At 46.4% G+C, this 26,439-nt stretch carries 22 protein-coding genes; 11 read left to right on the top strand and 11 right to left on the bottom strand.

All coding sequences use genetic code 11. The features are described 5' to 3' along the window. Positions 1 to 205 precede the first annotated feature (205 nt). Positions 206 to 1,747 (top strand): hypothetical protein, encoded by a 1,542-nt coding sequence (locus DOM22_RS16480; RefSeq protein ID WP_246845710.1) that lies wholly within the window; start codon positions 206 to 208, stop codon positions 1,745 to 1,747. A gap of 183 nt (positions 1,748 to 1,930) precedes the next feature. Continuing rightward, a complete protein-coding gene (locus DOM22_RS16475; RefSeq protein ID WP_142701418.1) occupies positions 1,931 to 3,670 on the top strand; it encodes a GMC family oxidoreductase N-terminal domain-containing protein in 1,740 nt (579 codons plus the stop codon). Here the strand turns inward: DOM22_RS16475 and DOM22_RS16470 are convergent. Continuing rightward, entirely contained in the window at positions 3,663 to 4,571 is a 909-nt protein-coding gene (locus DOM22_RS16470) for a trypsin-like serine protease (protein ID WP_168196684.1), read from the bottom strand. The genes DOM22_RS16475 and DOM22_RS16470 overlap by 8 nt on opposite strands. A gap of 119 nt (positions 4,572 to 4,690) precedes the next feature. Next, positions 4,691 to 5,602 (bottom strand): alpha-ketoglutarate-dependent dioxygenase AlkB, encoded by a 912-nt coding sequence (locus tag DOM22_RS16465; RefSeq protein ID WP_142701416.1) that lies wholly within the window; start codon positions 5,600 to 5,602, stop codon positions 4,691 to 4,693. A gap of 104 nt (positions 5,603 to 5,706) precedes the next feature. On the opposite strand from DOM22_RS16465, the gene rfaE1 reads away from it, so the two are divergent. The 6 genes from rfaE1 (at position 5,707) to DOM22_RS16435 (ending at position 11,153) form a co-directional block, all read left to right on the top strand. Further along, complete coding sequence (gene rfaE1 / locus DOM22_RS16460) at positions 5,707 to 6,735, top strand: D-glycero-beta-D-manno-heptose-7-phosphate kinase (RefSeq protein WP_142701415.1); 1,029 nt, start codon at positions 5,707 to 5,709, stop codon at positions 6,733 to 6,735. A 140-nt stretch (positions 6,736 to 6,875) separates the two neighbouring features. Beyond that, positions 6,876 to 7,256, top strand: coding sequence for a DOPA 4,5-dioxygenase family protein (locus DOM22_RS16455; RefSeq protein ID WP_142701414.1), 381 nt, complete (start codon positions 6,876 to 6,878; stop codon positions 7,254 to 7,256). A gap of 23 nt (positions 7,257 to 7,279) precedes the next feature. Beyond that, positions 7,280 to 8,167, top strand: coding sequence for an aminoglycoside phosphotransferase family protein (locus DOM22_RS16450; protein WP_168196683.1), 888 nt, complete (start codon positions 7,280 to 7,282; stop codon positions 8,165 to 8,167). 33 nt (positions 8,168 to 8,200) lie between these two features. Then, on the top strand, positions 8,201 to 8,695 hold the full coding sequence (locus DOM22_RS16445; RefSeq protein WP_142701412.1) for a hypothetical protein: 495 nt from the start codon (positions 8,201 to 8,203) through the stop codon (positions 8,693 to 8,695). A gap of 208 nt (positions 8,696 to 8,903) precedes the next feature. Further along, positions 8,904 to 10,157: a 23S rRNA (adenine(2503)-C(2))-methyltransferase RlmN gene (gene rlmN, locus DOM22_RS16440; RefSeq protein ID WP_142701411.1), complete on the top strand. Its 1,254-nt coding sequence runs from the start codon at positions 8,904 to 8,906 to the stop codon at positions 10,155 to 10,157. An 87-nt stretch (positions 10,158 to 10,244) separates the two neighbouring features. Further along, positions 10,245 to 11,153: a PfkB family carbohydrate kinase gene (locus DOM22_RS16435; protein WP_142701410.1), complete on the top strand. Its 909-nt coding sequence runs from the start codon at positions 10,245 to 10,247 to the stop codon at positions 11,151 to 11,153. 156 nt (positions 11,154 to 11,309) lie between these two features. On the opposite strand, the gene DOM22_RS16430 is transcribed toward DOM22_RS16435, so the two are convergent. Together DOM22_RS16430 and DOM22_RS16425 are read right to left on the bottom strand one after the other, a co-directional pair. Continuing rightward, positions 11,310 to 11,723 (bottom strand): organic hydroperoxide resistance protein, encoded by a 414-nt coding sequence (locus tag DOM22_RS16430; protein ID WP_142701409.1) that lies wholly within the window; start codon positions 11,721 to 11,723, stop codon positions 11,310 to 11,312. Continuing rightward, positions 11,716 to 12,168, bottom strand: a complete 453-nt coding sequence (locus tag DOM22_RS16425; protein ID WP_142701408.1) for a MarR family winged helix-turn-helix transcriptional regulator — start codon at positions 12,166 to 12,168, stop codon at positions 11,716 to 11,718. The genes DOM22_RS16430 and DOM22_RS16425 overlap by 8 nt, the downstream gene beginning before the upstream one ends. 345 nt (positions 12,169 to 12,513) lie before the next feature. Between DOM22_RS16425 and DOM22_RS16420 the strand changes: the two genes are divergently transcribed. From DOM22_RS16420 to DOM22_RS16410, 3 genes are read left to right on the top strand one after another with little or no spacing between them, the layout of a single operon-like run. Beyond that, entirely contained in the window at positions 12,514 to 13,911 is a 1,398-nt protein-coding gene (locus DOM22_RS16420) for a hypothetical protein (RefSeq protein ID WP_142701407.1), read from the top strand. A gap of 6 nt (positions 13,912 to 13,917) precedes the next feature. Further along, positions 13,918 to 15,063: a metallophosphoesterase gene (locus tag DOM22_RS16415; RefSeq protein WP_142701406.1), complete on the top strand. Its 1,146-nt coding sequence runs from the start codon at positions 13,918 to 13,920 to the stop codon at positions 15,061 to 15,063. Between the two features lie 36 nt (positions 15,064 to 15,099). Then, positions 15,100 to 16,314 carry a glucose-6-phosphate isomerase gene (locus DOM22_RS16410; RefSeq protein ID WP_142701405.1) on the top strand — a complete coding sequence of 405 codons (1,215 nt, stop codon included), beginning with the start codon at positions 15,100 to 15,102 and terminating at the stop codon, positions 16,312 to 16,314. 97 nt (positions 16,315 to 16,411) lie between these two features. Here DOM22_RS16410 and DOM22_RS16405 read toward each other — a convergent pair whose 3' ends face one another. From DOM22_RS16405 to DOM22_RS16375, 7 genes are all read right to left on the bottom strand, one after another. Beyond that, complete coding sequence (locus DOM22_RS16405) at positions 16,412 to 17,023, bottom strand: hemerythrin domain-containing protein (RefSeq protein WP_142701404.1); 612 nt, start codon at positions 17,021 to 17,023, stop codon at positions 16,412 to 16,414. A gap of 150 nt (positions 17,024 to 17,173) precedes the next feature. After that, entirely contained in the window at positions 17,174 to 18,154 is a 981-nt protein-coding gene (locus DOM22_RS16400) for an ROK family protein (protein WP_142701403.1), read from the bottom strand. 44 nt (positions 18,155 to 18,198) lie between these two features. Continuing rightward, on the bottom strand, positions 18,199 to 19,644 hold the full coding sequence (locus DOM22_RS16395) for an alpha-amylase family protein (RefSeq protein WP_142701402.1): 1,446 nt from the start codon (positions 19,642 to 19,644) through the stop codon (positions 18,199 to 18,201). 8 nt (positions 19,645 to 19,652) lie between these two features. Continuing rightward, positions 19,653 to 20,696: an ABC transporter ATP-binding protein gene (locus DOM22_RS16390; RefSeq protein WP_142701401.1), complete on the bottom strand. Its 1,044-nt coding sequence runs from the start codon at positions 20,694 to 20,696 to the stop codon at positions 19,653 to 19,655. Positions 20,697 to 20,699: 3 nt separating this feature from the next. Beyond that, positions 20,700 to 21,518: a sugar ABC transporter permease gene (locus DOM22_RS16385; RefSeq protein ID WP_142701400.1), complete on the bottom strand. Its 819-nt coding sequence runs from the start codon at positions 21,516 to 21,518 to the stop codon at positions 20,700 to 20,702. Further along, positions 21,518 to 23,716 carry an extracellular solute-binding protein gene (locus tag DOM22_RS16380; RefSeq protein WP_142701399.1) on the bottom strand — a complete coding sequence of 733 codons (2,199 nt, stop codon included), beginning with the start codon at positions 23,714 to 23,716 and terminating at the stop codon, positions 21,518 to 21,520. Before DOM22_RS16380 ends, DOM22_RS16385 begins: the two co-directional genes overlap by 1 nt. Beyond that, positions 23,716 to 26,397, bottom strand: coding sequence for an alpha-1,6-glucosidase domain-containing protein (locus DOM22_RS16375; RefSeq protein WP_246845709.1), 2,682 nt, complete (start codon positions 26,395 to 26,397; stop codon positions 23,716 to 23,718). The genes DOM22_RS16380 and DOM22_RS16375 overlap by 1 nt, the downstream gene beginning before the upstream one ends. Positions 26,398 to 26,439 lie beyond the last annotated feature (42 nt).

The raw sequence follows: 26,439 nt of genomic DNA, 5'->3' as shown, positions 1-26,439 counted from the left end.
TCGGTGGTTCTTTTTCCCCACAATTAGACCTATGTCTCGTTCTCTCATAGTTCTCATCATCAGCGCATTTCCGTTTTTCACTTTTGCACAGAAACCTGCATCACCTCAGCAGGCGTTTATCGAGCAGTTTCAAAGCCCTCGAATCTGGTTTCCAGCAATAGATAACCCTATTCTTGCCGACGCCCCGGGGCGTTATCCAGCAGTTTTGAACTTTCTATTCGAAGGTATCCTAGGCTGGACGCCTACAGGGGAGGGGCAATCTGTCACGGACAAGTGCAACACTTCGGTGTGGGCTTCCCGCTTGCAAGATCCTCGCGTTGCAGTTTCCGCGCAAATTCAAGGTGGACTGGTGCAGAAGTACCTACAAGAGTGCGGCTCGCAATTGCAGACAGAAGACTTGGGTGAAATGGTGAATGTGCGTCGATATCTAACGATGCGTTACAATGCCTATGAACATCCGTTTCTTCGCCGTGTGGTGATTAATCTTCCTGGGAACGTAAAGCTAAAAGGGCTGTTGGCGTTAAAGGGTGATTCTAAACGTCGTCCATTGGTGATTTTCCGTTCAGGAATTTTCTCAAGCATTGAGGATTTTAGACCAGAGCGCGCCTGGATGATGATGTTGTTTGAACAATCCCCATTCAATGTTTTGTTGCTTGAAAATTTAACCAGCGCGGATTTCATTGCGAATAACAATCAGTTTTCGTTCGGCGGTTACGATGAAGGAATTCAAAATATCTTGATCGCTCAGATGCTTCGCAATCCCACAGAACCTTTGTCTCGCGTGGTCGACAGCATTCACATCATGGGCATGAGCTTGGGCGGTCCTGGAGTTTTATTTTCTTCGTTGCTGAATAAATACAACTCTCCTGCGGGAACGCCCTTGATTCAAAGTTTCCTGGCTTTATGCCCGGTGATTAATTTGAAAGAGACGATGGAGAGTTTAACGAACAGTGGAACTCGTTCGGCATTTATCGATTTGTGGGGACGTCGTCGTCTGCGCGGTATCGAAGAAAAACTTCCGGGCGTGGTTCAATACGACAGTTTTAAATTCATTCACAAAGCAGTTTCTGAAGTGGTTAGAACTTACCACGGCGGTCTTTCATACATTAACTCAGTGAAGCTTCCGCCAGGAATGAAAGACAGTGAAGATTTCTGGGGATTAAATAACTTTTGGCCCTACTACAAAGACGTTTCTGAACCGGTGATGATTTGGGCTACGGATCACGACTTCATGGTTCCGTATGCGATCAATGCACAAAAGATTTCAAATAAAGTGATGAAAATCGACAGTCGCAATATCCGTGTTGTGGAATTCCCTGAAGGGTACCATTGCACGTTGCCTGTGGCATACGACTGGAAACTTTCAAGCTCGATGTTTCAATCCTATGTGTTGTCTCATTCGCCGCACTTTAAAATGCGCCAGAATAAGTTGAATATGGAATTGGGCGATGAGGAGTGGAAAGAATTTTTCGTCGGTACAACGACCACAACCTACAAAGTCGAAGAACCCGGCAAAAAGAAAAACTTTGTGAACCTGGAAATCGAATTGAAGAATTCCAAAGGCAAAGAAAAATCCATGAGCTTTAGCTTGCCTCTTTCAGAGTTTGATTTCCGCTTTCACAATCCAGAACTAACGAACTCTGAAAAAGAAATGATCGTCCGTTGGATCAATCAAAACCTAAGCGTCGCCGTCGTAGACATCGCTGGAAAACCGAACCTTCAAGTGTCTTGGGCTGTCGCGCAATAGAGGGGCTTGTCTTTTCCCTTTTACCTGCGTTGCTGCGGCGTCGGCGTACGAGGAGTACGCCTTCCTTCTTGCGCCTTGTTAAAAGGGAAAATCCTGCGCCTCTGCTAGTTTTGCTCGGATGTCTTTCTGCATTGTCTTTTGGGGGAGATTTCTTTTCGTTAATTTTTGCTGTTTCCTTTGTGGATGGGGATTTCTCGTCGATCTTTTCTAAAAACTGGTTTTATCGGTGGGCTGTTAGGGGTGATTGGTACGCGCACAGCCTTGGCGGAGCCGCAGGTTAAAGTTGTTCCTCTGAAAATTAAATACACGCCTCTGGCGAATCCTATTTCGGATTTGCGGGAGCGGTATGATGTTGTCGTCATTGGTTCTGGATATGGTGGATCTGTGTCTGCTGCGCGATTGGCGGGGCGTTGTCGTGTGGCGATTTTAGAGCGAGGACCTGAGAGGCCGCCCGGAAGTTTTTCTGAAAATTTTGAAGACGTTCGTAACGATATTCGCTGTAAGAAAAATCCATTTGGGTTGTTTGAAGTTCACGCGAATCACGAGATGGATGTTTTAAATGGGAATGGTTTGGGCGGAACTTCTTTGATCAATGCCGGGGCTTTGGTTCGTCCCGATCGCGAAACAGTTCGCTCGCCCGAATGGCCGCAAGCTTTGGTAGAAGAAGTTCATTCAGGGCAGTTTGAAAAGTACTATTCTCGAGTGAAAAGTATGCTGCAAGGCCAGGCTTATGATCCTCGGCGGATGAATAGCGCAAAAGTGCGAGCCCATGAATATGCGTCTCATGAACTCGGTGTGGATTTGAAGTTCCCGCCGGTTGCAGTGAATCTGTATGGCCAACAGGCACAACAATCTGGAGTGACTCAGCCAAAATGCATTGAGTGTGGAAACTGTTGTTCCGGTTGTAATACCGGAGCAAAAAACACTTTGAATATGAACTATCTGCCGCTTGCGAAAAATCAGGGTGCTGAAGTCTTCACACAAATCGAAGTTTTGTGGATTGAGAAGCTAACTGCCGGATATCGAATTCATTGTCTGTATGTTTCAGAGAGCGGTGAAAAGAGTCGCAAATCTGTTTTAGCGAATCAAGTGATCGTGTCTGCGGGAACTATGGGTAGCACCAAGCTACTACTAAACTCTCAAGCGCGCGGATTAAGTCTGTCAGAAAAGTTGGGGCGAAGATTTTCCGGGAATGGTGATGTGTTGGGTCTTTCCTTTAATACCGCCTTTCGCACGAATGCGATTGGATTCTCCTCGGCCAGTCGGATTCGCGTGGATATGAAGCCGGGTGCGGTTATTTATTCGATAGCAGACTATCGTAACAAAAAAAATCTGTTCGATCGCTTTATTATCGAAGAGGGAACTTTTCCTGGTGCATTCACAATTCCTTTGAGGCTTGCCATGGGCGTTGCAAAGTTTCGTATCTCTGCAGCTCGCTATTTGCGAGTCGGTCGCGACATAACACTTTCCAAAGACATTGAAAAAGGGGCTTTGAATTACTCGATGGTTTACTTGGGTATGGGACATGATCGAGCCGATGGAAAACTACAACTGGATCGCAAAGGACGTATCCGCGTTCGCTGGCCCGAAGTAAAATATGATCCCATTTATCCGACGATTGATCGCGCGATGAAAGCGCAGTCCCGAGCCCTTGGCGGAAATTTCGTGATGAATCCCAGAACTTTAATTATCAACGGGAAAAACCTGGTGACGGTTCATCCTTTAGGTGGATGTGTTATGGCGGACTCGGTGAATAACGGTGTCGTTAATCATTTGGGGCAAGTTTATCAAGCAGACGGCAGTTTGCATGCGGGACTTTATGTTTTAGACGGATCGATTGTGCCGACGGCGCTCGGGGTGAATCCGTTGTTAACGATATCAGCCTTGTCCGAGCGAGCGATTGAAAGAATGCAGATTACATAGCTTGGATCATTTGTTTGATCCAAGTGAAATAGTGGGGAACCAAAGTCTTCACACCTTGAGCAGAACCACAGTCATTGTCAGTCAGCGTACGGCTTGTTACCCCTGCAAGCAGAGTTTTGCCATTAATCTCGACAAATGCCGGACCGCCAGAGTCACCACTGCATGTGGCTTTTTGGTTGCTTTCGTTAAGGACCATATCTTTGTCGCGCAAAGTTTCGATTGTGACTTGTACTTCGCGAAGCTCGCCATCACCGTTAACTTCGGTGACATAGCACTTTGTTTTATAGTTATTGCAATAACCTCGGCCCTCGCTGACAGCTGCGTCGACACCCGGATAATTGCGATCTGTAACAATGGTTTTTTCTGAAGAATAACCAAATCCCGCCAAAGTCACGGTGTCGGAAGGACGGATATTCGATACGTCTTTCAGAAGGGGAGTGATAAGGTAATTTTCAGGAGCGGGGGACGTCAGTTTGATAATGCCGATATCTCCATAGTCACTGCCAGCTTCATCAAGATTTTTGAAATCATCGTGAAAAGCCATAGCTCTGATCGTGCGAATATTTCGAGGGTCGATTTTATCTGTTTCACCGACTTTATTCGGGAAATGAGTATCGAAAATAACAATCAGATTTTCTTTTTTAGAGATCACGCAGTGGCCCGCAGTCAAAACCACGTCTTTTGCAATCAAAGTTCCCGAGCAGGCGTTGGCTGTTTTCACATTGAAAATACCCACCGTGCGTAAAGCCACAGAGGTATTGGGCTTAACAGAACTGCCGCCAGTAATTGCCGAAGCCTGAAGGCTTGAAAAGCTCAGAAGAGCGATTAAAACGGAGAGTGACGCCCTTGGCGGGTTCACTGTCAAAATACTAGTCAGTTGCTTCAATAGGTTGAATCTCATGGCACTCTCCATCCACAAGAATCTAACTAATCAAGTATTGTGCCGAAAAGGTACGGACACACTTTGTCCCATGAAGTACACCTGAAGTGACCGGTCGGGAGAAAGTGTGTCCGTACCTTTTAGAGTTGGGACTTAAAGAAAGGCGATTTTTCCGCGAGTTTTTCCATATACTGGCGAACATCGTCTTGGGCCTCTTCAGAGAGTTTTCTGAAAGGCACGATGTGCTCGTCAGGAACATAGCGGAATGTGAAATTGATTCTGCGAGTTTCAAAATTCGTGATGTCGTTCAGTGGAAAAATTTGATCGGCTTTATCTTCCACGCGTTGGACGCGGTGGAAAAGTTGCTTCTTAAATTTCTCGCCACCAAAGATTTGCAAAGAACGGTCATCGAGCCATTGTTGCAAGACGACGTCTGATTTGGATTCAGTGCCTTTGCTGGAAACAAATTGAAACAGTGCGCGCTCGCCAAATGAAATGGAAGCCACCGGGCCTGGTTCGAAATCCTTGTGTTCTCCCACGCGGGCGCAGTCGATTTTTTTGCCGTCTTCTTGAACTTGATTTCCATAATAATTGATCAAACACGTGTTCAAAGTCCAACCACGCGGAATATCGCGAGGATCGAATTTCTCTTTCACTAAGCTTTCAATTTTGCTCACCAGGTATTCCAAAACCGGAGGATAGCGCTCTGCCGAGACACAACGGTTATAGATTCCTTTAGGTGGATGATAGTAATTCAAGCAGGCAAATTGCCAGTTCCCCAACCAATAAACCGGGCGCAAAAGGGGTCTTTGCTTTTGGTTTTCAGGGGGAGGATTGTTTTTCGAGTAACGCATCTCCCAGATCGGATAAAGCGTGCTCAAGTATTTCAGGATCTCTTCTTTTTCCCGTGGGCTGATGTAATTTTGCTCGTAAATCAGATTCGACGCGGCTTTGCGCTCGTCGCCATTGCGAGAGCCGGGCTTGCCACCACGGGAATTGTTTTTGAAAGCCGGGCCGCGAGCGCCCTGAGATTTGCCTTTGGGTTTGAACATAGAGCGCCTTTTTAACACAAAGGCTGTTTTGCTGCCAATAGCCGAGGTAGAAAGGGATGACAGCGGGGGAGCAATCCGTTAAAAATGGCTTTTGGAGTGAAAAAATGACAGCACCTGTTCAAGCTACATTAGGCCCACAAGAAAAAGACCTTCTGATTAAGCAGATCCCTGCTTTGAAGGGTAAAAAAATCCTCATTATCGGGGACGTGGGTTTGGATGAGTACGTCATGGGACAAGTTCGTCGTATCAGCCCCGAAGCTCCAGTCCCAGTTCTTGAAGTTGACGGCGAAGACAAACGCTTGGGCCTTGCTGCCAACGTTGCACAAAACGTCGCAAGCCTTGGTGGCATTCCGATGATGGTTTCTGTTGTTGGTCACGATATGGGCGCAAGTTTGCTGAAAGAATTAAGCGAAAAGAACGGCGTAAGCTGGCATTACATGATCGTAGATAAACATCGTCCAACAACACGTAAGACTCGTATCATGACGGGGCACCATCACCTTGTTCGTGTCGACTATGAAATGAAGAAATATCTTTCTGAAGAGACAGAGCAAAAGCTTTTGGCGATGGTTGAAAAACATGTCGGCGAAGCTGATGGTGTGATCATCGAAGACTATGCGAAAGGTGTGGTTTCTCGTAACGTCGTGGAAAAAGTCGCGGCAATTTGTAAAAAAGCTGGAAAACGTCTGATGGTGGACCCGAATCCAAATCATCCGGGAACTCATTATCAAGGTATTGATTTGATCAAACCGAATTATAACGAAGCCGTGGCTTTGACAGGTTATAGCTTTGATGATTTGAAAGATAATCCAAATAAAGTCGTAGAAGTAGGTCGCGCTTTGCAACGCGTGACGGGTGCTAAAGAAGTCGTAATGACTCGCGGAAAAGACGGTATGACGATATTTTCTGGCGATCAAATCACTGAAGTTCCAACATACGCACAAAAAGTATTCGACGTGACTGGTGCCGGTGACACAGTTATCGCAGCATTAGCGCTTGGCTTGGTATCCGGTCTTTCCTTGGTTCACAGCTGCATGCTGGCCAACAACGCCGCAGGCGTAGTGGTAGGCAAGGTAGGCTGCGTCCCATGTGAAATCCCGGAATTGATCGAATACATCAACGAAGTACACTAAAAGCGGTGAAAAAGGTCCATCTGCTGCGTTGTCGGCCTATCTCCTCGCTCCGACGTGCAGGTAGCACGCCGGCGCTGCGGGGATAGACCTCGGCCTTGCATCTGAACCTTTTTGACCGCTTTTCCGCAAAGGAAAATAAGATGGAAAAGTCTTACAAGGTAAATTCGAAGCTGCTGCCGGAGGGATTTCCGAGACAGTTTGATGCGCATATTTACTTTGAGAAAGACCAACTCGCGTTTGCGGAAGAACTTCGTAATAAAGCGATTGTCTCATTCAAGGATCAAGTGGTTTTCACCGGGCAGCTGATTCCTGAACCAATTGGTCCTCATCCGACTCCAATGTTTGAAATTAATTTTCCCAAAGAGAAATTCACAGACGTGGTACTATGGTTAATGCACGAGCGCGGTGATTTATCGGTGCTGGTGCATGAACTGACGGGTGATGATCATTACGATCATACTCAAGCGGCTATGTGGTTGGGTCCGCAATTGGATTTAAACTACGACGTTTTTAAAGACTAAGCCTTTGATGGATGGGAGGCTTTTTGATCTCTCGTGATTCAAATCTCTATAAAAATATTGTGACCACCTGGAAGGCCCCGGGCGAAGCCTGGCTTTCGCAATTTGATTCTCACATCCTTAAAATTCAACAGCTTTGGAATCTGGAACCAATTAAACCCATCGACAATTTGTCATTCCACTTCGTGGGCGCTTCAAAACGTAAATCTGATGGTTTGGAAGTCGTGGTAAAAACCGGTTGTGATATTGAATCCCTAGATCGCGAGCGCCAATGGCTGCGCCATTTCAACGGAGTCGCAGCTCAAGTTATAGAGTCTGATAAGGCCTTGGGTGCCACGTTGCTGGAGCGTCTGGTGCCTGGTACGACGTTAAAGCATTCTAAACACTTGAGTGACGACGAACAGACCGTCATCATCGCCAATCTCATCAGAGAGCTAAACTCCCGCACGGTCACCAGTGGGGCCTTCAAACATATCGCGGATCTTGCAAAAGACCTGGATGTGTTAAAGGGGGCCGTCGATGATCGCATGATAGATAAAGCTCGCCGTATTATTGCAGAGCTGACCTTGGATCGCAGTCAGGATCGCCTGCTTCATGGGGATCTTCATCACGACAATATTTTGCAACATAAGTATTCCTGGAAAGTCATTGATCCCCACGGCTATGTCGGTGATCCGACATTTGAAATGGCCGTGATGATGTACAATCCTCTGGATGCTTATCCCGTCCATCGACCTTTAAGAAAAACACTGGAGCGTCGTATGGCGATTCTCAATGAGCAGATCAACTTCGATTTGCAAAGAATGAAGGCGTGGACCTTTGCTGCGGCAATGATTTCAACAGCTTGGGATTATGGCGATACGAAAAAGCTATTAGGCATTCCCTTTTTGATTGCTCAAGAGTTGCGATCCTGATGAGATTTTAGAAATCAATCAGGAGATCACAACATGAAGTTCATCGCATCGTTGATTTTACTTTTCTCTATTCAAGCCTTCGCTGAAACTTCGGACCCTTTCGACCAATTTATTGGAAATTATGTGATCGAGGGGGAACCTCGCGTAAAAGAGTTCAATAACAATTATTGTATTCAGTACGGCTTTGGAAGTCTTAAAAGTGTCAGTGTGAAAGTTGGTGACGCTAAGTTTGAATCTCACCGAGTTGATTTTGTTAATGCCTATAAATCAAACCGACATTCTGTGATGAATTACGAGACACGCAATGACCGCGACACGGCGGGGTCATTTGCCGTCACTTCGGGTGGAGAAGGCTGGGCCGCAAACGTTCGTGGCACGTGGTCTGTTGGAAACAAGCAGGGTGTGCGCATTCGTTTATATCGTACCGATCGCGGTGTGGTGGTGGCCTTAGATGATGAAACACTTCGTTCAGGGGTGCTCAGAAAGGCCTGCTACTATGAGGCCGATCTGGTTAAGGTCGCGGAATAACCGCCAAGCTCTAGTCAAATAAGCATTTTTTGCAAGAAAGGCTCTTTTTAAGGGCCTTTTTTATTGGCTAAACCGCTGAAATTATAGGAATTGCTAGGCGTTCAGGGGCTCCTATGCTACATACCTCGCACACATATCCTTAACTTAACGGGACCACAAAAGTCCCAGCTGTAACAAGCATGGCTGTAATAAGCCGAGGAGCCCTGAGATGGAATTGAACGAAGGCCTGAGCCCTGCTCTTGCACCTATCAACTACGCTGACGACGACGTCGCAAAACCCCTAGAAAATAAAGCCGCAAATTTCTATTCCATGACCTTGGAAGATTTGAAAGCTTACCTAAAAGGTAAAGGCAAAGAGCAATTCCGCGCTCAACAAATCTTTAAATGGGTTTACGAACAACGCGTGACAGATCCAGAACAAATGACGAATTTGTCCAAGGACTTCCGCGCGGAACTTCCAAAGCTTCTTTCTTTCGAACTTCCTAAAATTTTGACTCACTTGAAATCCGTCGATGGAACGCAGAAGTTTCTATTTGATATGGGCGACAACCAAAGTGTGGAGTCCGTGGTGATTCCTTCTGAAGGTCGTCTGACTCTTTGTATTTCTTCTGAAGTGGGTTGCAACATCGGTTGCAAATTCTGTTTCACGGGCAAGCAAAAATTGAAACGCAGACTTCGTACTGAAGACATCGTTGGTCAGTTCATGCAAGTTCATGACTCTTTATCTGAAGGTCAACGCATCACCAATATCGTGTTCATGGGTATGGGCGAGCCACTTGATAACCCAGAAGCAGTTTTCAAAACGATCGACGTGATCCATTCTCCATGGGGTATTAACTTGTCCCGTAAAAAAATCACAGTATCCACTTCGGGTATCGTTCCAGAAATGTGGCGTATCGCTGATGCGAAAGTTCGTTTGGCGGTAAGCTTGAATGCGCCGACAGATGAAATCCGCACCCAAGTGATGCCGATCAATAAAAAATGGAACACGACAATGTTGTTGGATGCTTGTAAGCAGTACACTGACAAGACAGGCGACAAGGTCACTTTCGAGTATGTGATGCTAAAAGGCGTTACGGACTCCATCGAGAACGCTCGTCAGGTCGCGAAGCTGACTCGTGGTGTGCCATGCAAAATCAATATTATTCCATTCAATGAACATCCAGGTGCTCCCTACGAGCGTCCTTCGGATGCGACTATCGAAGCTTTCCACACGGAATTGAACCGTTTGGGTTGCCACGTTCTTCTTCGCCGTTCTATGGGACGCGATATCTTTGCAGCTTGCGGTCAATTGAACAGCACGCACAAGGAAGAAAACGCAACGATGGATATCTCCAATTCCAAATTGGCGGGTATGCCGAAAGCGAAACGTGAGTTGATGGCAGAGCATAAAGCGGAGCATGCAGCGAAAAATGCGGCATTTGCTGCGATGAGCTTTGAAAACGAAACGGAACTTCAATAGTCTTCATTGCGCTTCGAAAAGCCGGAGCGCTAAGTACTGAGTTACACTCCGGCTCCGCCGGAGTAGAATTATCCTGGAGAATTTAAAATGTCTGAAATTTTAGTAGTAGGAAGCCTTGCATACGATTCAATTCAAACTCCATCAGGCAAAGCAGACCGTGCTTTGGGTGGTTCTGCGAATTATTTCTCTTTGGCAGCGTCTTTGTTTTCAAAAGTGCGTGTTGTCGGTGTTGTGGGTGAAGACTACGACCAAAAAGATTACGATCTTTTGAACAACCGTGGGGTTGATTTGGCAGGTCTTTCAAAAGTTCCAGGTAAGACATTCCACTGGGCGGGTTCCTACGAAGGCGACATGAACGAAGCGAAAACTTTGAATACAGAGTTGAACGTTTTTGAACACTTCAATCCACAATTGCCAGAGCATTACAAAGATTCGTCTTTCGTTTTCCTTGCAAATATTGCTCCTGAACTTCAATTGCAAGTTTTGTCGCAAGTAAAACAACCTAAGTTTGTGGGTCTTGATACAATGAACCTTTGGATCAACATCAAGAAAGACGCTTTGCTTGAAGTTGTGAAAAAAGTGAACTTGGTATTGATCAATGAGGGCGAAGCAAAAATGCTGACGGGCGCTTCGAATGCGATCTCGGCAGCTCCAATGATCACAGCCATGGGGCCTTCCGCTGTTGTTATCAAACGTGGCGAGTACGGTTTCGCTATGTACACAAAAGAATCTGGTTACTTCATCTTGCCGGCAATGCCGATCCCGACAGTGATCGACCCAACGGGTGCGGGTGATACGTTCGCCGGTGGTTTCTTCGGTTACATCGCAGCACAAAAAGAAGTTCCAACAGTGAACACTTTGAAACAAGCGTGCATCATGGGTTCCATGATGGCATCTCACACGATCCAAGATTTCTCAGTCAAAGCACTTTCAAAAGTAACTTTGCCAGACTTGGAAAAACGCCTAGCAGAATACAAAAAAGTTATCACAGTTTAGGTAACAGTTCCCTTTCCGGAATGCAGTGCGGAACCGCAGCAGTTTCGCGGTGCTTCTGCAGAAAGTGGCAGGCACCTTTTTGTAAAACAAAAGGCAGGGGAGTCCCTGCCTTTTTTTATTTTCTGAATAGGTAGTCTTAGCCTTTTACGGGAGGGGTTAGACTAGTTCGATCTCGACGGGAACGTTGCCACGAGTGGCATTGGAATATGGGCATACTTTGTGAGCCGTTTCCAGAAGTTGCTGAGCGATTGCACGCTCGACACCTTCGATTTTCGCACGCAGCTTAACTGCCAGGGCGAAGCCACCGCTATCGTTAGGACCAATGCCCACGTCAGCAGTTACGGAAGACGTTATTTTGGTCTTCTGTTGCATGGCTACGAAGTTCAGCGCGCTGTCAAAGCAAGCAGCATATCCAGCAGCGAAAAGCTGCTCTGGATTGGTGAACGCGCCACCAGATCCGCCCATTTCTTTGGGAATACGTACTTCAAGATTTAGGACTCCGTCAGAGCTTTCTACTTTTCCGTTGCGTCCGCCAGTTGCGGTCGCAACTGCTGTATAGAGCTTACTCATGATGACCTCCTTCTAAGGTTATTTTCATTTGCTCATTAAGTTTATTCAAAGTTTTGTGCAATGTTTGCAGCTCGCCCTTTTTGCAATCCACATCGCAAAGTAGTTTTTCCGGAAGGGTGGCGAAATGTTTTTCAAGCTTGCGTCCTTCACTGGTGAGCTGCACATCAACCGAGCGCTCGTCTTTGGCAGAACGTTTGCGCACGATCCAACCACGTTTCTCCATGCGCTTAATCAAAGGCGTTACTGTTCCCGTATCCAGCATCAGTAAGTCAGCGATTTCGGTCACCTTACGAGGAGATTTCTCCCACAAAACCAAAAAGACCAAGTACTGCGGATACGTCAGATCAAAAGCTTTAAAGTGTTCACCATAAAGCTGCGTGATCAGGCGAGAAGCCGCGTAGATCGGAAAACAAAGCTGATTTTGCAAAAGAAGTTGCTTGTTCATACGTCAAATTCTACGCCCATTTATGTTGTGTGCAATTAAATTGTGTACAATCTATAATTAATACAATTGGGGTCCTGCGCCACGCCTTAGATGGGCTCCACCACGAGGCGCTGCGGAACCGCAGCGAAAATGTACTTCAAAAGGTACGGACTTACTTTGCGAGGTAAGGCCGTACCTAAATGAGACGGTTATGCGAGATTTTTTGAGGCGATGCCCTGCGTGTGGGATGCTGTATTTGTTCTGAGGTAAGTCCGTACCCGTAGGGGCTGGACCTTGTTCCAGTTAGATGGAATCCCATGGGAGTTCCTTAAGAGAAGTTGAGGAATTTCCGATAATTCCACTAGTATGTCGAAACGAAAAAAGAAATCTTCAGCGGCGGAAAACCTGATTGAATCACTGATGGACGATGTCCGCGGTATTCAAGAGGATGCGTCGTTTCATAAAGATGGGAAAGTTTCTGGCGAAGAGCCAACGAATTTCCATCAGACCCCATCTGCAGATGCAGACGGGAGTGAAGATATGTGGGCTGGCCTGGAAAAAGATGTCGGTGCAGAAATCGACGCGTCTGAATTCCCAGGTGGAGCAGAAGAATACACCAGTCATCAAGCTGACGATGACTATGCCGCTCAAGGTGTGGAAGAATTTGCTTCCGGCGATGAGCTGTTAGATGGCGAAAAACCAGTGGGCTTTGATTTGCCACCTCGTCCAAAATACCCAACATATGAAATGCCTGTCGAAGAACCTTATCAAGGTCCTTCTGCAGACGGCGGTTATCAATCTGCCGATAGCCTTGATGATGAGTCCGATGATGTCGTGGTAGAAATGCCAACTCCATCAGAGGAGCCCTATGTTCCGGTTTCTTCTTCAAACTACCAGGATGACTTTACAAGTCCGGTAGATAACTTGGCAGCATCCCTGGGTGACAGCCAAAAAGAAGACAAAACGGTTTCTATTCAAGATTTGAATTTAACAAGTTCGAAAATGACTTCCGGTGCTGGCACAGATGCGGATCGCACTCTGGCCGTATCTGGTTTTGCGAATGCCCGTGTGGGTGGCCGTAAAAACAACGACGTGGACGTGAAAGTCAGCGTGGGTAACTTCCGTGGCAGCAACCGTGCAGGTTCTGCAAACGTGATGACTTCTGTGGATGCAAGCTTGGCTCAGGCAGAAAATCTGAAGCTGGCACAACAGCGCATCTTGGAACTGGAAAAAGAAGTTGAAAGTCTGCGCAGTGAAAATGAAGAGCTGGCTTCAGCCGGGGAGATCATTCGGGCTCGTACAGACGAACTGGGTGTGCGCATCGTGGCGGTGGAAAAAGAGAAAGCGGAAGACCGCGAATCCTTCCAAAGCGAGATCTTGATCCTGAAGGGCAACCTTCAGTACAAGGAAAACGAAGTGGCCAAAGCTCGCGTTAAAGTCGAAGAGCTGGAAACCAGACTAAAATCAGATTTCAAAAAGATCCGTGTTCGTGAACGCGAACTGGAAAATCGTCTAGAGCTTTTGCGTGCAGAGAAGGCCGCGTTAGTTCGGTCCAAAGATGAGTATATCCTTGACCAGAAAAGAAAGATTGATCAGCTTTCCCAGGAACTCGATAATTATAGAAATAAATGTCTTGAGTTAAACAAGACTATCGAGGGGAATCAGGACCAATTCAAACGTACAGAGCGTGCTCTCCGTTTGGCCCTTTCTAATTTGGAAGTCAAAGAGGAAGGCGGACCTGTTCCACTCAAGAAGGCTGAGTAGGAATTCATGGAGTCCACCACATCACCAGCGGAAGTCAGCGACGGCTCAGCAGTTGTCGCAAAACCCGCACCAGTAAAAAAAATCAAGGTGGTTATCAGCGATTTGCATCTGGGCAAAGGCCGTTTATTGGCTGAGGGTGGGATCAATTCGCTCGAGGAATTCTATTACGGCGACAAGCTGGTGGAATTCATTCACTACTACTCAACCGGCGTTTACCGCGATTACGAAGTTGAACTGATCATCAACGGTGATTTCTTTAATTTCCTTCAATGTGATTACAAAGGACATTTCCTATCAGTCATCACCGAAGCCGTGACACTGGATATTCTGAAAGACATCGTGAAAGGTCACGAGAACGTCTTTAAAGCCATGGCCGAATTTGCTGCCAAGCCAGGAAAATCCATCACCTATATCGTCGGCAATCACGATCAGGGGATGCTGTGGCCGGCTTGCCGCGCCTTTGTGAATCAGGTGATCGGTGCACCGGTGCGCTTTAAAAACATCGTTTATTTCTTTGATGGTGTTCATATCGAGCACGGTCATATGCATGAAGCCGCTAATCGTATGGACCCCAAAAAATTCTTTCTGAAAAAGAACTTGGTGGAGCCGATCTTGAATCTGCCCTTTGGTTCTCACTTCTTTTTGGAAGTCGTATTGAAAATCAAACAGACGTATCCCCACGTGGATAAGATTCGTCCATTTGGTAAAATGCTGCGCTGGGCGCTGGTAAATGAAACCATGAGCTTGGTGCGTGGTTTTTTTATGGCAAATCGCTACTTCCTAAGAAGCGTGTTTGTAAAGGACAGCCGCCGTCATTGGCCTTTGAAGCGGATCATCCAGGTTATCCTGGAAAGCGCTATCTTCCCGGATTTGAGTGAATCAGCGCGTAAAATTCTTCACGATGACAGAGTGCATACTGTGGTCTTTGGGCACACCCATGTGTACCAATACAGGCAATGGTCGGAACACAAAGAATATTTTAATACAGGAACGTGGACTGAGATCACTTCTTTAGATATCGTGTCTCTTGGAAAAATCACGAAACTGACCTATTGCTTGATTGAGTATCCTGAAGACGGAGGACGCCCTCGTGGTCGTCTGAAAGAGTGGAACGGATATCACCGTATTGAGGAAGACGTCGCGATTTCGTAATTTTTCCGACAAACTCTGTTGGAAAGAGAAATCACGATGTTGGAAATCACGCAGGCGAATCATACAAATCCCGAAAATCTTATTCAGGAATGCCAATCTTCTTTGAAATTGTTTTTGCAAAGAAAAGAAATTGGTTTCCCACAACTCGTAGAGCGCATCAACTTGTGGCAACAATCCCACAAAGCCGGCTCGGAGATGTCTTCTAAATTTAAAAAATTGGTTATCGTGGGTTTGGGTGGAAGTTCTTTAGGAACTCGCGTAATCGCCGAAGTCTTTAACGCCAACAACATGTTCTTTGTTGATAATGTGGATGCCCTGGTTTTCGAAACCTTGATTGATGAACTGGGGGATCTGAAAGACGTTGCCTGGGCGTTTATTTCCAAGAGCGGTACAACTATTGAATCTTTGTGCGCTTTGGAACTTTTGGATCAAGTTTACAAAGAAGAAGGTCTTCACCTTGCTTCCAACTCGATAGTGATCTCTGAAACGAAATCAAGTTCCCTGACTGACTGGGCACGTAAGCACAAAGTACCTGAGTGTGAAATCCCGGTGGATGTAGGTGGCCGTTTCTCTGTTCTTTCTCCAGTGGGAATGTTCCCGGCTGCCTTCTTGGGCTTGGATTTGGAAAAGTTCCGTGTTGGTGCGAAGCGCGCTCTATTAGATACAGCAACTGTGACTCAAACTATGGCTCAAGTGATTCAATCCTATGGCCGTGAAGAGTGGATCACATTGTTATGGTCATATAACTCTCGCATGAAAGATTTCGGTGGCTGGTATGCGCAGTTGTGGGCAGAGTCTTTGGGTAAACCGGTAACTCGCGCGGGAACTCCTGCTCCTCGCGTTAGTACTCCGATTGCTGCTATCGGTGCTTCTGATCAGCACTCGATCTTGCAACAAGTGATGGAAGGCACGAAAGACAAATTTGTGATTTTCCAACGTGTCGACGAAGCTGAAGGCGGATCTATGCGTATTAAAAATGCGCAGTTCAAAGAAACTATGGACCTGCAAGGTCGCACGATGGGTGAACTATTAAGAGCTGAAGCTTTGGCAACTCAGGAAGCCCTGGTGGCAAACGGAGTTTCTACAATGACCTTAAAAGCAAAGGCATTGGACGAAGAGACTTTGGGTTACTTGTTCATGTTCTGGCAATTGGTTGTTGCTGGCTTGGGTGAATATTTGAAGATTGATGCTTTCAATCAGCCAGGTGTTGAAGCGGGCAAAATCTTGGCTAAGGCGAAACTTAAAAAATAGTCAGCGCCAGATACGCGAAAATCGAAAAGCTGATTTGCACTCCGACTCCGTCGGAGTATCAAAAAAAGGGAGCCCCACGCACTGGGGCTCCCTTTTTTTATTCCCCGCGGAAGAAGAAAAACCAGAGCAGGATAACAACAAATCCTGGAACTCCGAGGATATAGAGCAAGATCGGCATGCCGACTTTACCCTGAATGTTATCCAATACTGACGATGGAAACTTGTGGCTTTCCTTGTATTGTCGGTTTTCAATTTCTTGTTGTAATTCAAGATATCGGTGACCTAGTTCAATTCGCTCATCCAAGGTTGCATACTTTTCGTACTCCGGCAGCATTTCCATTTCCTCTTCCTTGATGTGGTGCTCGACGAGTTCAGCCAATACTTTTGCTTTTGCCATAAAGGAGTTATCGTCGACGGTTTTTTTCATGTCCTTACAAATTTGATCTGAAAGTCGGTGTTCCAGGTCGCCTTCCATGCCCTGAACTTCCATCTGGTGCTCGCGCTTTAAAGACGTATACCAGGTGTCTTCTTCAGGTTTGGCATGGGCTTCCAGCAGGGGAGCGAACTCTGTAAAAGCGGCGCGCTTTTCAGTGATGGTGACATCTTCGTTCTTAAGAATTCCCAGCAGCACCTTCAAGGGCTTATGGTCTTTCTTGATCAGCTGGACAATGTCTTCTGAATGAGATGGGTTTTCCTTGAGATTTACCATATAGCCTCCTTGCAAATGTGAATTGCAAAGAGCAGACCTGGACGGAAATTCGGTCAGAATTAAATTAATGACAGTTGAGGCTGCAAAATAAAAAACCCAGAGGAAGATTGCCCCTGGGTGTGGATTTTTGGGATTGTTATTCGAAAATGTCTATTTCGTTTTGCGAGCCGGTTTGCCGTAAAGGTGGGGAAGATAGCCCGCACCCAAAACGCCCGCATTATTTTTTGTTTTTGCGATTTCAATTTTGCACTCAAGATCAGTGTTGATCTGACGAATGGTTCTTGAATAGTTCGCTTTCAAATCTTTGAAGAACAGATCTTTGATTTTAATCAAACCGCCGCTGATAAAGATTTTTTCCAAGTTAAAGGCGATGGAAAGATTGTGGCAAAGACTTGCCAGCGCAAAAGCCATGTCAGCAAACAAGATATCATATTTTGGATCTTTGGTTTCAACCAGTTGTTCGACGGAGTTACCACTGAAACCCATTTCTTTGGCGCGACGTAAAAGTCCCGTGCCTGAAGAAAGACCTTCGACTGTGTAGTGATGAACTTTATCAGGATTCGCTTTCAAGCCGGGCACGTCGATAACAAAGTGCCCGCACTCCGAGCCCATGCCTCCGCTTTGGCAAGGCATACCGTTAAAGATGATACCCGTACCAACCCCAGTTCCTGTCGTCACAACAGCAAAGGACTTCATGCCTTGAGCTCCACCTACCCAACCCTCTGCAAGGGCTGCGGCTGTAGCGTCATGCTGGAAATACACTTTCGTTTTAAAACCGCTTTTATTGATTTCTTTTTCTACCAAATCACGAATCGGAACGACTTTCCAGCCTGGGTAGTTCACTGGGTGCAAAAGTTTTCCTTCTTCAGCATTCAAGGGACCGGCACTTGCCAGCCCAATACCTTTAAATACAGAGGGAGATGTTTCTTTGGGAAACCGTTTTTTGAAATCTTGAGCGATATCAGAAATAAGATGAATCACGCGCTGTTGAGTTTTTTGGGCCGAGCCCTCGCGCTTCATATCGACCGGTACTTTTACGAAATCCAGCATGTTTCCAGAGTTATCCAGAAGAGCTGCCGCAAGTTTAGTACCACCTAAATCAAAACCGATTGTATAAGTTTTCTTTTTCATATCCCACTACACCCGATGAACTCCAGATCTGCTGGAGTAGGCCCTTACTTTGTACGTTTTGTTTGATCGCGATTCAAAAGTACCAGAGATGAGTAAGGAGGCAAGGTAACAGTGATGGCGCCGTTCGAATTGACGTCGTATTTCATATCTGTACATTTGCGAGTTTGGCGTCTGTAAGACGGGCCAGTAAGGTTGCAGTAGCTGCCCGCAGGCAAGCCTGTTTGCAACTCACGTGTGATCGGATTGCTAGAGAAATTAAGGGCTACGAATCCCAAACCACCGCGGCTGAAAGAAACAAACGTAGAATTGTCTGTGTTCCAGTTGGATACATAGAAAGCTTTGTCCGTTTGGTTTCTGAAATTCACCATCGCCGCCACTTCAGGCAAGCGGTGTTCACAAGTCCAAGGAGAAACGCAGGCATTATTTTGCGTCAGGATTCCCAATGTGCGCAGATCAGTGCCCAAGGGAGGACCTTGATCGTACGAGTTAAAATTGTATCCAGAGTAAACCTGTGGATAGCCGTACGGGAACGCGAGCATGAAGATTTGCGCCAGACGATAAACATAGTGATCATCCCCTGTGTAGCGAAGGATATTGGAGTCCCCCGTTCTTTCCAGGTCATGATTTGTCACGAACACGATAGAGTGGTTGCTGTCAGGCATGCCACGAGCAATGTTAATCAAGTTGCCAAGCTGGCCGTTCTTGATGCTGGAACCCAGTATAAACGGATATTCGTAAGCAGTGACATCGCCGGCTGGGAAGTATTCATTATAGGTAACCGGTCCATAGTTATCGTGAATGATTTCCTGGAAAATATAAGCAGAGCGCTTCAAGCGGCGAGTGATCTGAATCAAATCTTTGGAAGGCATGTGTTTCGCAGCATCCAAGCGGAAACCAGCGACACCCAAATCCAACATGTGATTCATATAATCAGCCATCTTTTGTTGAACGTAAGGAGATTCTGTCGCCAGGTCGGCCAAGCCCACCAACTGGCAATACTGAAGCTCGTACAGGTCACGGTAATTAACGATGTTGTCGTTGCCGTTGCGACCACAGCTGTGGAAGTCATTCGGGCTGTAAATACCAGGATAGTTTCTTTGAGTGAATGTTGAGCCGGCAAAGCCCACACCTTGCGGGAAGCCTGCCATGTGGTTCAATACGGCGTCGGCATAAACGTCGACTCCAGCAGCGTTACAGCGTTGAACCATATTGGCGAATTCGGCTTCACTGCCACCACGGGATTCTAATTTGTAAGAGACGACTTGATAGCGCTCCCACCAGGCACCGTTGTAAGCAACGTGTTCATGGGGAGGAGAAACTTGAACAGCAGAAAAACCAGATGGGCCCAGGTACAACTCGCACTCACGTGCAACTTCTCTCCAGGGCCACTCAAACAATTGAACGAAAACTGTTCTTGGAGCTGCAAGGGCCGAACTAGTACCCAACAAAAGAGTCAGGAGTAAAATTGAACGTTGCAGTTTTGAGAACATGTGGTCTCCTATAGACGCTGATTCTGTCCTGTTTTCTTATCAAACAGGTGAGCCTTTGTCAGATCTATTTTCACTGGAACCTTTTGCCCCTTGGAAAATTTATCCATGGAATCCGTAATAATTCTCACACTTTGGCCATCTAACAATCCGTGGAGCATTTGTTGGCCTCCAAGGTTTTCTGACAGTTCCACCGTATAATCGCCGAGAGCAAGTTCTTGGGGGCTCAGATCGCCTGTATTGAATTTAAAGCTTTCTGGGCGAACACCCAAAACTTGGTCGGCTTTTTGAGCTTCCGGCCATGGCAGGCGGCGAACGGTGTTGCCTTCGATGAAGTTCATCTCTGGGGAACCGATGAAACTTGCGATGAACATGTTTTTGGGGCGGTGATAAATATCCGTTGGAGTGCCAACTTGTTCGATCACGCCATCTTTCAGAACGGCGATACGATCACCCATCGTTGTTGCTTCCATTTGATCATGAGTCACATAGATCATCGTGGATTTGGAATTTTCATGAAGACGTTTGATCTCTACGCGCATTTGCGTACGAAGATGTGCATCCAAATTCGAGAGGGGTTCGTCGAACAAAATCACCGGAGTTTTACGAGCCAGGGCACGACCCAAAGCCACACGCTGACGTTGACCACCGGAAAGTTCTTTTGGACGGCGCTCAAGCAGGTGAGAAATCTGCAAAAGCTCTGCGATCTCTTTCACGCGTTTGGCGATTTCGGATGCAGAAATTTTTTGCAGCTTCAAGCCAAAGCCCATGTTTTCTTCCACCGTCATATGCGGGTAAAGAGCATAGCTTTGGAATACCATCGCCAGGTCGCGATCCTGAGGTTCAACATTGTTGATTACCTTACCGCCGACTTTGATCGTACCGGAATCCAAAGTTTCAAGACCGGCAAGCGTGCGAAGCAAAGTGGATTTACCGCAACCAGAAGGACCTACCAATACCAGAAACTCGCCCGAAGCGATTTCCAAATTGATGTCTTTAAGAATTTTGGCGGAGCCGAAACTTTTAGCCAGATTAGAAAATTCAATATTCGCCATAAATTAACCCTTCACGCTTCCCATTGTCAGACCAGAAACCAAATAACGGGAAATACTGATGAACAAAATCAAAACTGGAATACTTACGATCAAAGCACCTGCTGCATACAGGCCCCATTGAGTCGCAAGACTTGCCTGGAAGGAACGAAGTCCCAGAGGCAGAGTATAAAGCTGTGGATCTTGCAGAACCACGGCGGCAATCACGTATTCAGACCAGCTTGACATAAAGCTGAACAAAGCCGTGATCACAAGTGCTGGTGAAGACACCGGCAGAATAATTTTGGTAAAGATCATCCAGCGTGAGCAGCCATCCAATAGCGCCGCTTCTTCGAGCTCGCGCGGAATGGTGTCATAGTACGCCTTCATCTGCCAGATACAGAACGGCAATGCTGTCGAGGAATAGATAATGAACAATCCCCAGAAGCTGTCGATCAGATGTAGCTGCGACAAGATAATAAAGAATGGAAGCATCAACATCGTGGCTGGAAACATCTGTGTCGTCAGCAAAGAGAACAACATCATGTTACGGCCACGGAAACGGTAACGAGACAAAGCGTAAGCACTGCAGGAAGCCAGCGCCACACCCGCAAATGTCGTAACACCGCTGATGATCAATGAGTTTTTCAACCACAACAAAAAGTCTGTTTCTGTGAACAATGAAACAAAGTTTTTAAGTGTGGAATTCGGACCGACGATTTCCAAAGACTGCGTTTGGAAAGCATTGTCGCCACGAAGAGAAACCGAAATCACATAAACGATCGGGTACAGAGAGAACACAGCAAACAAAAGGATCGAAACCCAAGCGAGAAGACGTTTTACCATTACTTGGTCTCCTTTTGATATTGTGACTTAAGCATTCCCAAGCCCCAGATAACCAGGATCAGGAAGATAATCACAGAAACAGCCGCTGCATAACCATAGCGATACAAGTTAAAGGCCGCTTTATAAACATAAGATACCAGGATGTGCGTTTGATCTCCCGGCTCGCCGGAATTTGAAACCAACCAAATCACATTCAAGTTATTAAATGTCCAGATAGAACCCAAAAGCGCTGCGGGAACCATCACTGGCATCAACAACGGCCACGTGATGTGACGGAAACGCTGCCATGAAGTCGCGCCATCCAGGCGAGCCGCCTCATACAGTGAATGGGAAATAGACTGTAAACCGCCCAAGGCCACGATCATCATGAATGGGAATCCCAACCACACGTTGGTGATGATACAGGCCGCAAAGGCCGTCGTCGGTTGGCTGAGCCATTGAATCGGAGACAAGTGTAAAAACTTTTGCAGAACGATATTAATCGGTCCGTATTCCTGATTGAACATCGCTCTCCAGGTTAGAGCCGTGATGTATTGAGGAACGGCCCACGGGATGATCAAAAGAGCTCTCCAGAAACCTTGGAATGGCATCACTTGATTAATGATAACAGCCAAGAACACACCCAACGTCACGTGGAAGAAAACGTTCACGACGGTCCAAATCACTGTTTTCAAGAACAATGAATAGAATTTTGGATCCGAAAACGCATTCACGTAATGAGTAAAGCCCACCAGCGACCAATCCTGGAACGTGCGCAAGCTAAAGTTCGAAAAAGAAATCGCGATATTATAGAAGAACGGATACACGATTACCGCAAAGATACCGATAAATGCCGGAAGCATCATATAGTAGGCAAAGCGATTAGGACCCTGGAAGCCTTTGACGAAAGCCACCAATGATTTGCGCGACATCCAAATGCCACCCAAGATTACCAAGGCAAAAATCGCTTTTAGAACATAAGCACCGGCGTCGGGTTTAAGAACCTCATTCATCTCGGCGATTTGTTTTTCAGCCAGAACCTGAGCACCTTGTGCACCAGCTTGTGGAGTCAGACTGCCAGCCAATACTTTTTGGTATTGAATACGCAAGCTGTCCCAGATCGCGCGTACTTCAGGCACGATCGGCATGGGATGACCGACTTCCATGATGTCAGCCGAGATTTTCAGCAATGGATTGTTCTTAACGATATCAGAATCACGCGCATCCAGATTGGATGGCAAGATGCCCACTTTTTCTGCGAATTGCAGTTGCACCGGAGTGGACGTCAAATACATCAAAAGCTTAACAGCTGCTTCTTGATGCTGGGGTGATTTCATATTCACGTTCAGTGAATAACCCTTGGTTCCCACCAAAGAAGCCGGCCATTTGCCAGTGCCTGAAATCATTGGAATACGGGCAATACCGAAATCGACTTTCGCTTCCTTATAATCACCCCAAGACCAGTCACCGTTGATCAACATCGCAGCTTTGTTGTCTTTGAAAAGAGCATTGGCCGTTTCGTAGTCGCACTCTTTCGGGATGATTTTGTACTTATCACGCATATCCAAAATGAATTGGAATGTGTTCGCTAGAGCTGGCGTGTTCAGGTTGGGTTTTACGTCGTCTTTAATGAAGTCGTCGCCAAAAGCCGGAATGAACGGCGCAAAGAAGAACGGCTCTGTATAGTTGAATACCAAGCCCCATTGATCAACACGGCCGTCGCCATTTTTATCGATGGTCGCTTTTTTACCCATCTCGATCAATTCATCCGAGTTTTTCGGAGGAACAGGCAAAAGCTTTTTATTATAGATCAACATCAAGTGGTTGCCGACAGCATCGCCGATAGCAAAGTGCTTACCATTGAAAGTCGGAGCCGCCAGAGGATCGAATTGTTTGAAATAGTCTACGCCCAGAACTTCATCCAAAGGACGGATGATGCCCATTGTGGCAAAAGGACCGATTTGATCCGAAGGACCGTAAACCAGCTCTGGACCCGAACCACCCATAGCTGCGGATTGATAACCGCTGCGTAGTTCTTCAGTTTCACGATAAGTTGCCTGAACCGTGATATCGGGATTTTGTTTTTCAAATTCTTTAAGAACTTCAGCCAGAACCTGACGGTGGCCATAGATCATTTGGTGCCATACGTGAATACGAAGTTTCTCCGCATGAGCAGCCATCGAACAGAGTGTGATCAATAGAAACAAATAATAGCGCATTACTTAACACCCGTAAAATAAGATCCCTTTGCCAGTCGCAACACCACTGTTGTCATACCTGGAATTTGAATCTGAGACTGAGCACGATTAAGGATCACTTGCGCAAGCAATGGATCCACATTCGGTCCAAACGCAGGGTCGTAACCCCAGTTGTAGCTCAATACTTTGTGAGAAAAGACTCGAGGGTTTCTCGAGCTGTTGAACATAATCAAAAGCGCTTCTTTGGGATTGTGCAGAACCATGGCGATGAGACCTGGGTCAATCGTGTTCTCATTATCCAGGAAGACCAATCCGTTCATGATCTCTTCCAAAGAATTCATTTTAAATAGCGAACTGCCTTTACGCAGACGCAGAAGTCCTTTGTAGTAATTCGCAGTTTGCGCAATCAACTGCGGTGTCACTTTCAAATCTTGATTTTGCAGGCGGGGTTGCCAGAAGGCCCAGTCATTATAGTTCTTCCAAGCGGGTGGCAGACCCTGACCCCAATAATTGTCGTTGCCTATCCAGTTGATGCGGTTGAAATAATCTCCCGAATCATAAGAATCCTGGTCACCGTTTTTAGAACGCAGAAGTTCCACACCAGCTTCCATAAATGGAATACCTTGGCTAAGCATAGGAATCGCCATTGCCAACTGGTGCATACGCTGACGTTCTATGGCCGTCGCCGTTTCTGGAATACGTCCACGAGTATAGAAAGGCGCTTTTGCTTGAACGGCATCCCACAAAGTATAACCATCGTGAGCAGAAACATAATTGATGGTTTCAATCGGTTCTGCCGAAGTTGCCACAGGGCTGTTGCGGTACAGAAGGTTTCCCCCCAGGATCACATTTCCATAATGTTCACGGAAAGAGAAATCACGAAGATTCCCTGCAAGTCCCACTTTGATCACATCTCCCAAATGGCGAATTTTATCCATTTGCTGATTGATATCTGTCGGTGTGTTTTGGTTTGCCGGTTCCTGATTGAAATCAAAATACAATCCTGTCGCGAAGCCCTGATCTGATTTTTCAGAAGAACTTGTCGTGCCACCGCGAACCGCATCACGCAGACGATCGTTAAAGAAACCGATACCAGTACCATAAGCATTCAACTGGCTCATGGATTCCTGCGGATTTTGGTTATAGAAAGAACCAAACGGCCAAGCTTCTCCATATATATAGATGCGAGAGCCATCCACGCCATCACGTTGCAAAGTCAAAGAGCGCAAAGCTTCTTTTACTTTCATTAAGGTCGAGCGCGAGTGGAAAGACATCAAATCAAAACGGAAACCGTCAATTTTATAGTTCTTTGCCCAGTGAACCACAGAATCCACGATGAGTTTTTCCATCATGAAGTGTTCGCTGGCCGTATCCGCACAACAAGAAGAGTTGTAAGTGTAACCCTCATCGTTCAGGCGGTAATAGTAAAGAGGAACGATTTTATCAAAAACTGAAAATGCGCTTAGACCATTTTCATAAGTGTGGTTAAACACAACGTCTTGAACCACGCGCAAGCCCAACGTGTTTAAAGATTGAACCATGGTGCGCGTTTCGCGAACACGGGAAAGACCTTGCGGATCCATTGCGTAGGAACCATCAGAAACAAAGAAGTGAACCGGATCGTAACCCCAGTTGAAAGCATCACGGGCGCGAATTTGCGACAGCGCCCCTTGAGCATCCTGAAGGTTCGAGGAGTTAGCATTGATGGTTTCCCAAGTTGTGCGATCCTCATTCACAGATCCGAAATCATTGAATGGCAAAAGATGAACGTGGGTTAAACCCGCATCAGCCAAGGATTTCAGATACTGCACTCCACGCCCAGCACCTTGCGCGAAAGCATCGTAAGTTCCGCGATACACGAAAGGAATGCTTTCGTCGTTGGCGCTAAAGTCGCGGATGTGAAGTTCATAGATTGTTATGTCTTTGAAAGAGTTCAGATAGGGTTTTGTCAGGTTATCCCATCCATATGGTTTAGACTCGCCGCTATCCAAATCTACCAGTTGAGATTTTGCACCATTCATCGCAAGACTGATGCTGTAGGGATCGGTAACCAAAGAGGTTTCCATACGGTCCGTGAGCGGCTGATAAACCGTCACTTCATACAGGTAGTAAAAATTTTGGTACTGACGGGGGACTGATGTTGTCCAAACGCCATTTTGATAAGTTGGAACTAGTACAGCATCTGATTGCATCGCTGTCGGCGAAGCAAACAAAGCTACTCGCACAGAAAAAGCCGTTGGAGCCCACAGCTTTAATTGAAATTGCGAACCCTGATTCGTTACACCCAGATCGTTGCCACGATAAGCATAAAGCTCATCCAACAGACCGGCATACTGAATCGCGGTCGAATCAAGAAGCTGGTTTTGATCATTGGTTACGAAAACTTTCAGCGGACGATGAATCAAATCCTCGATCATCTGGCGGTTCAAACCAGCCGTGCTGACCACCGCATAGTTGTCCTGACGTTGCAGCACGGGAAGAGGATAAGTGCGCGGAACATCTCTGAAATTGATATCACTGTTGGCCAGCTGAAAGATCATGTTGTCGGCAACACGAAGACCTTGAGGAAGTTTGACCAACATTTTTTGTGAACTTAACCATTGCGCGCGCGCAGGTGAAGCAGCGGACGCAGGGTCTGCTAATAGAAATGAAAGCGCTGTGAAAATGAATGTCAGCAGTTGTTTCAAGCGTCGATCTAGCAAAGCATCCCCTTACTTTTTTTGCTAATTCCATGCATCAGTTCT

The sequence above is a fragment of the Bdellovibrio sp. ZAP7 genome, assembly GCF_006874645.1.
Taxonomy (GTDB): domain Bacteria; phylum Bdellovibrionota; class Bdellovibrionia; order Bdellovibrionales; family Bdellovibrionaceae; genus Bdellovibrio.
The sequence above is the reverse complement of the archived record's forward strand: the minus strand, read 5'-3'. Positions and strand labels throughout refer to the sequence as shown.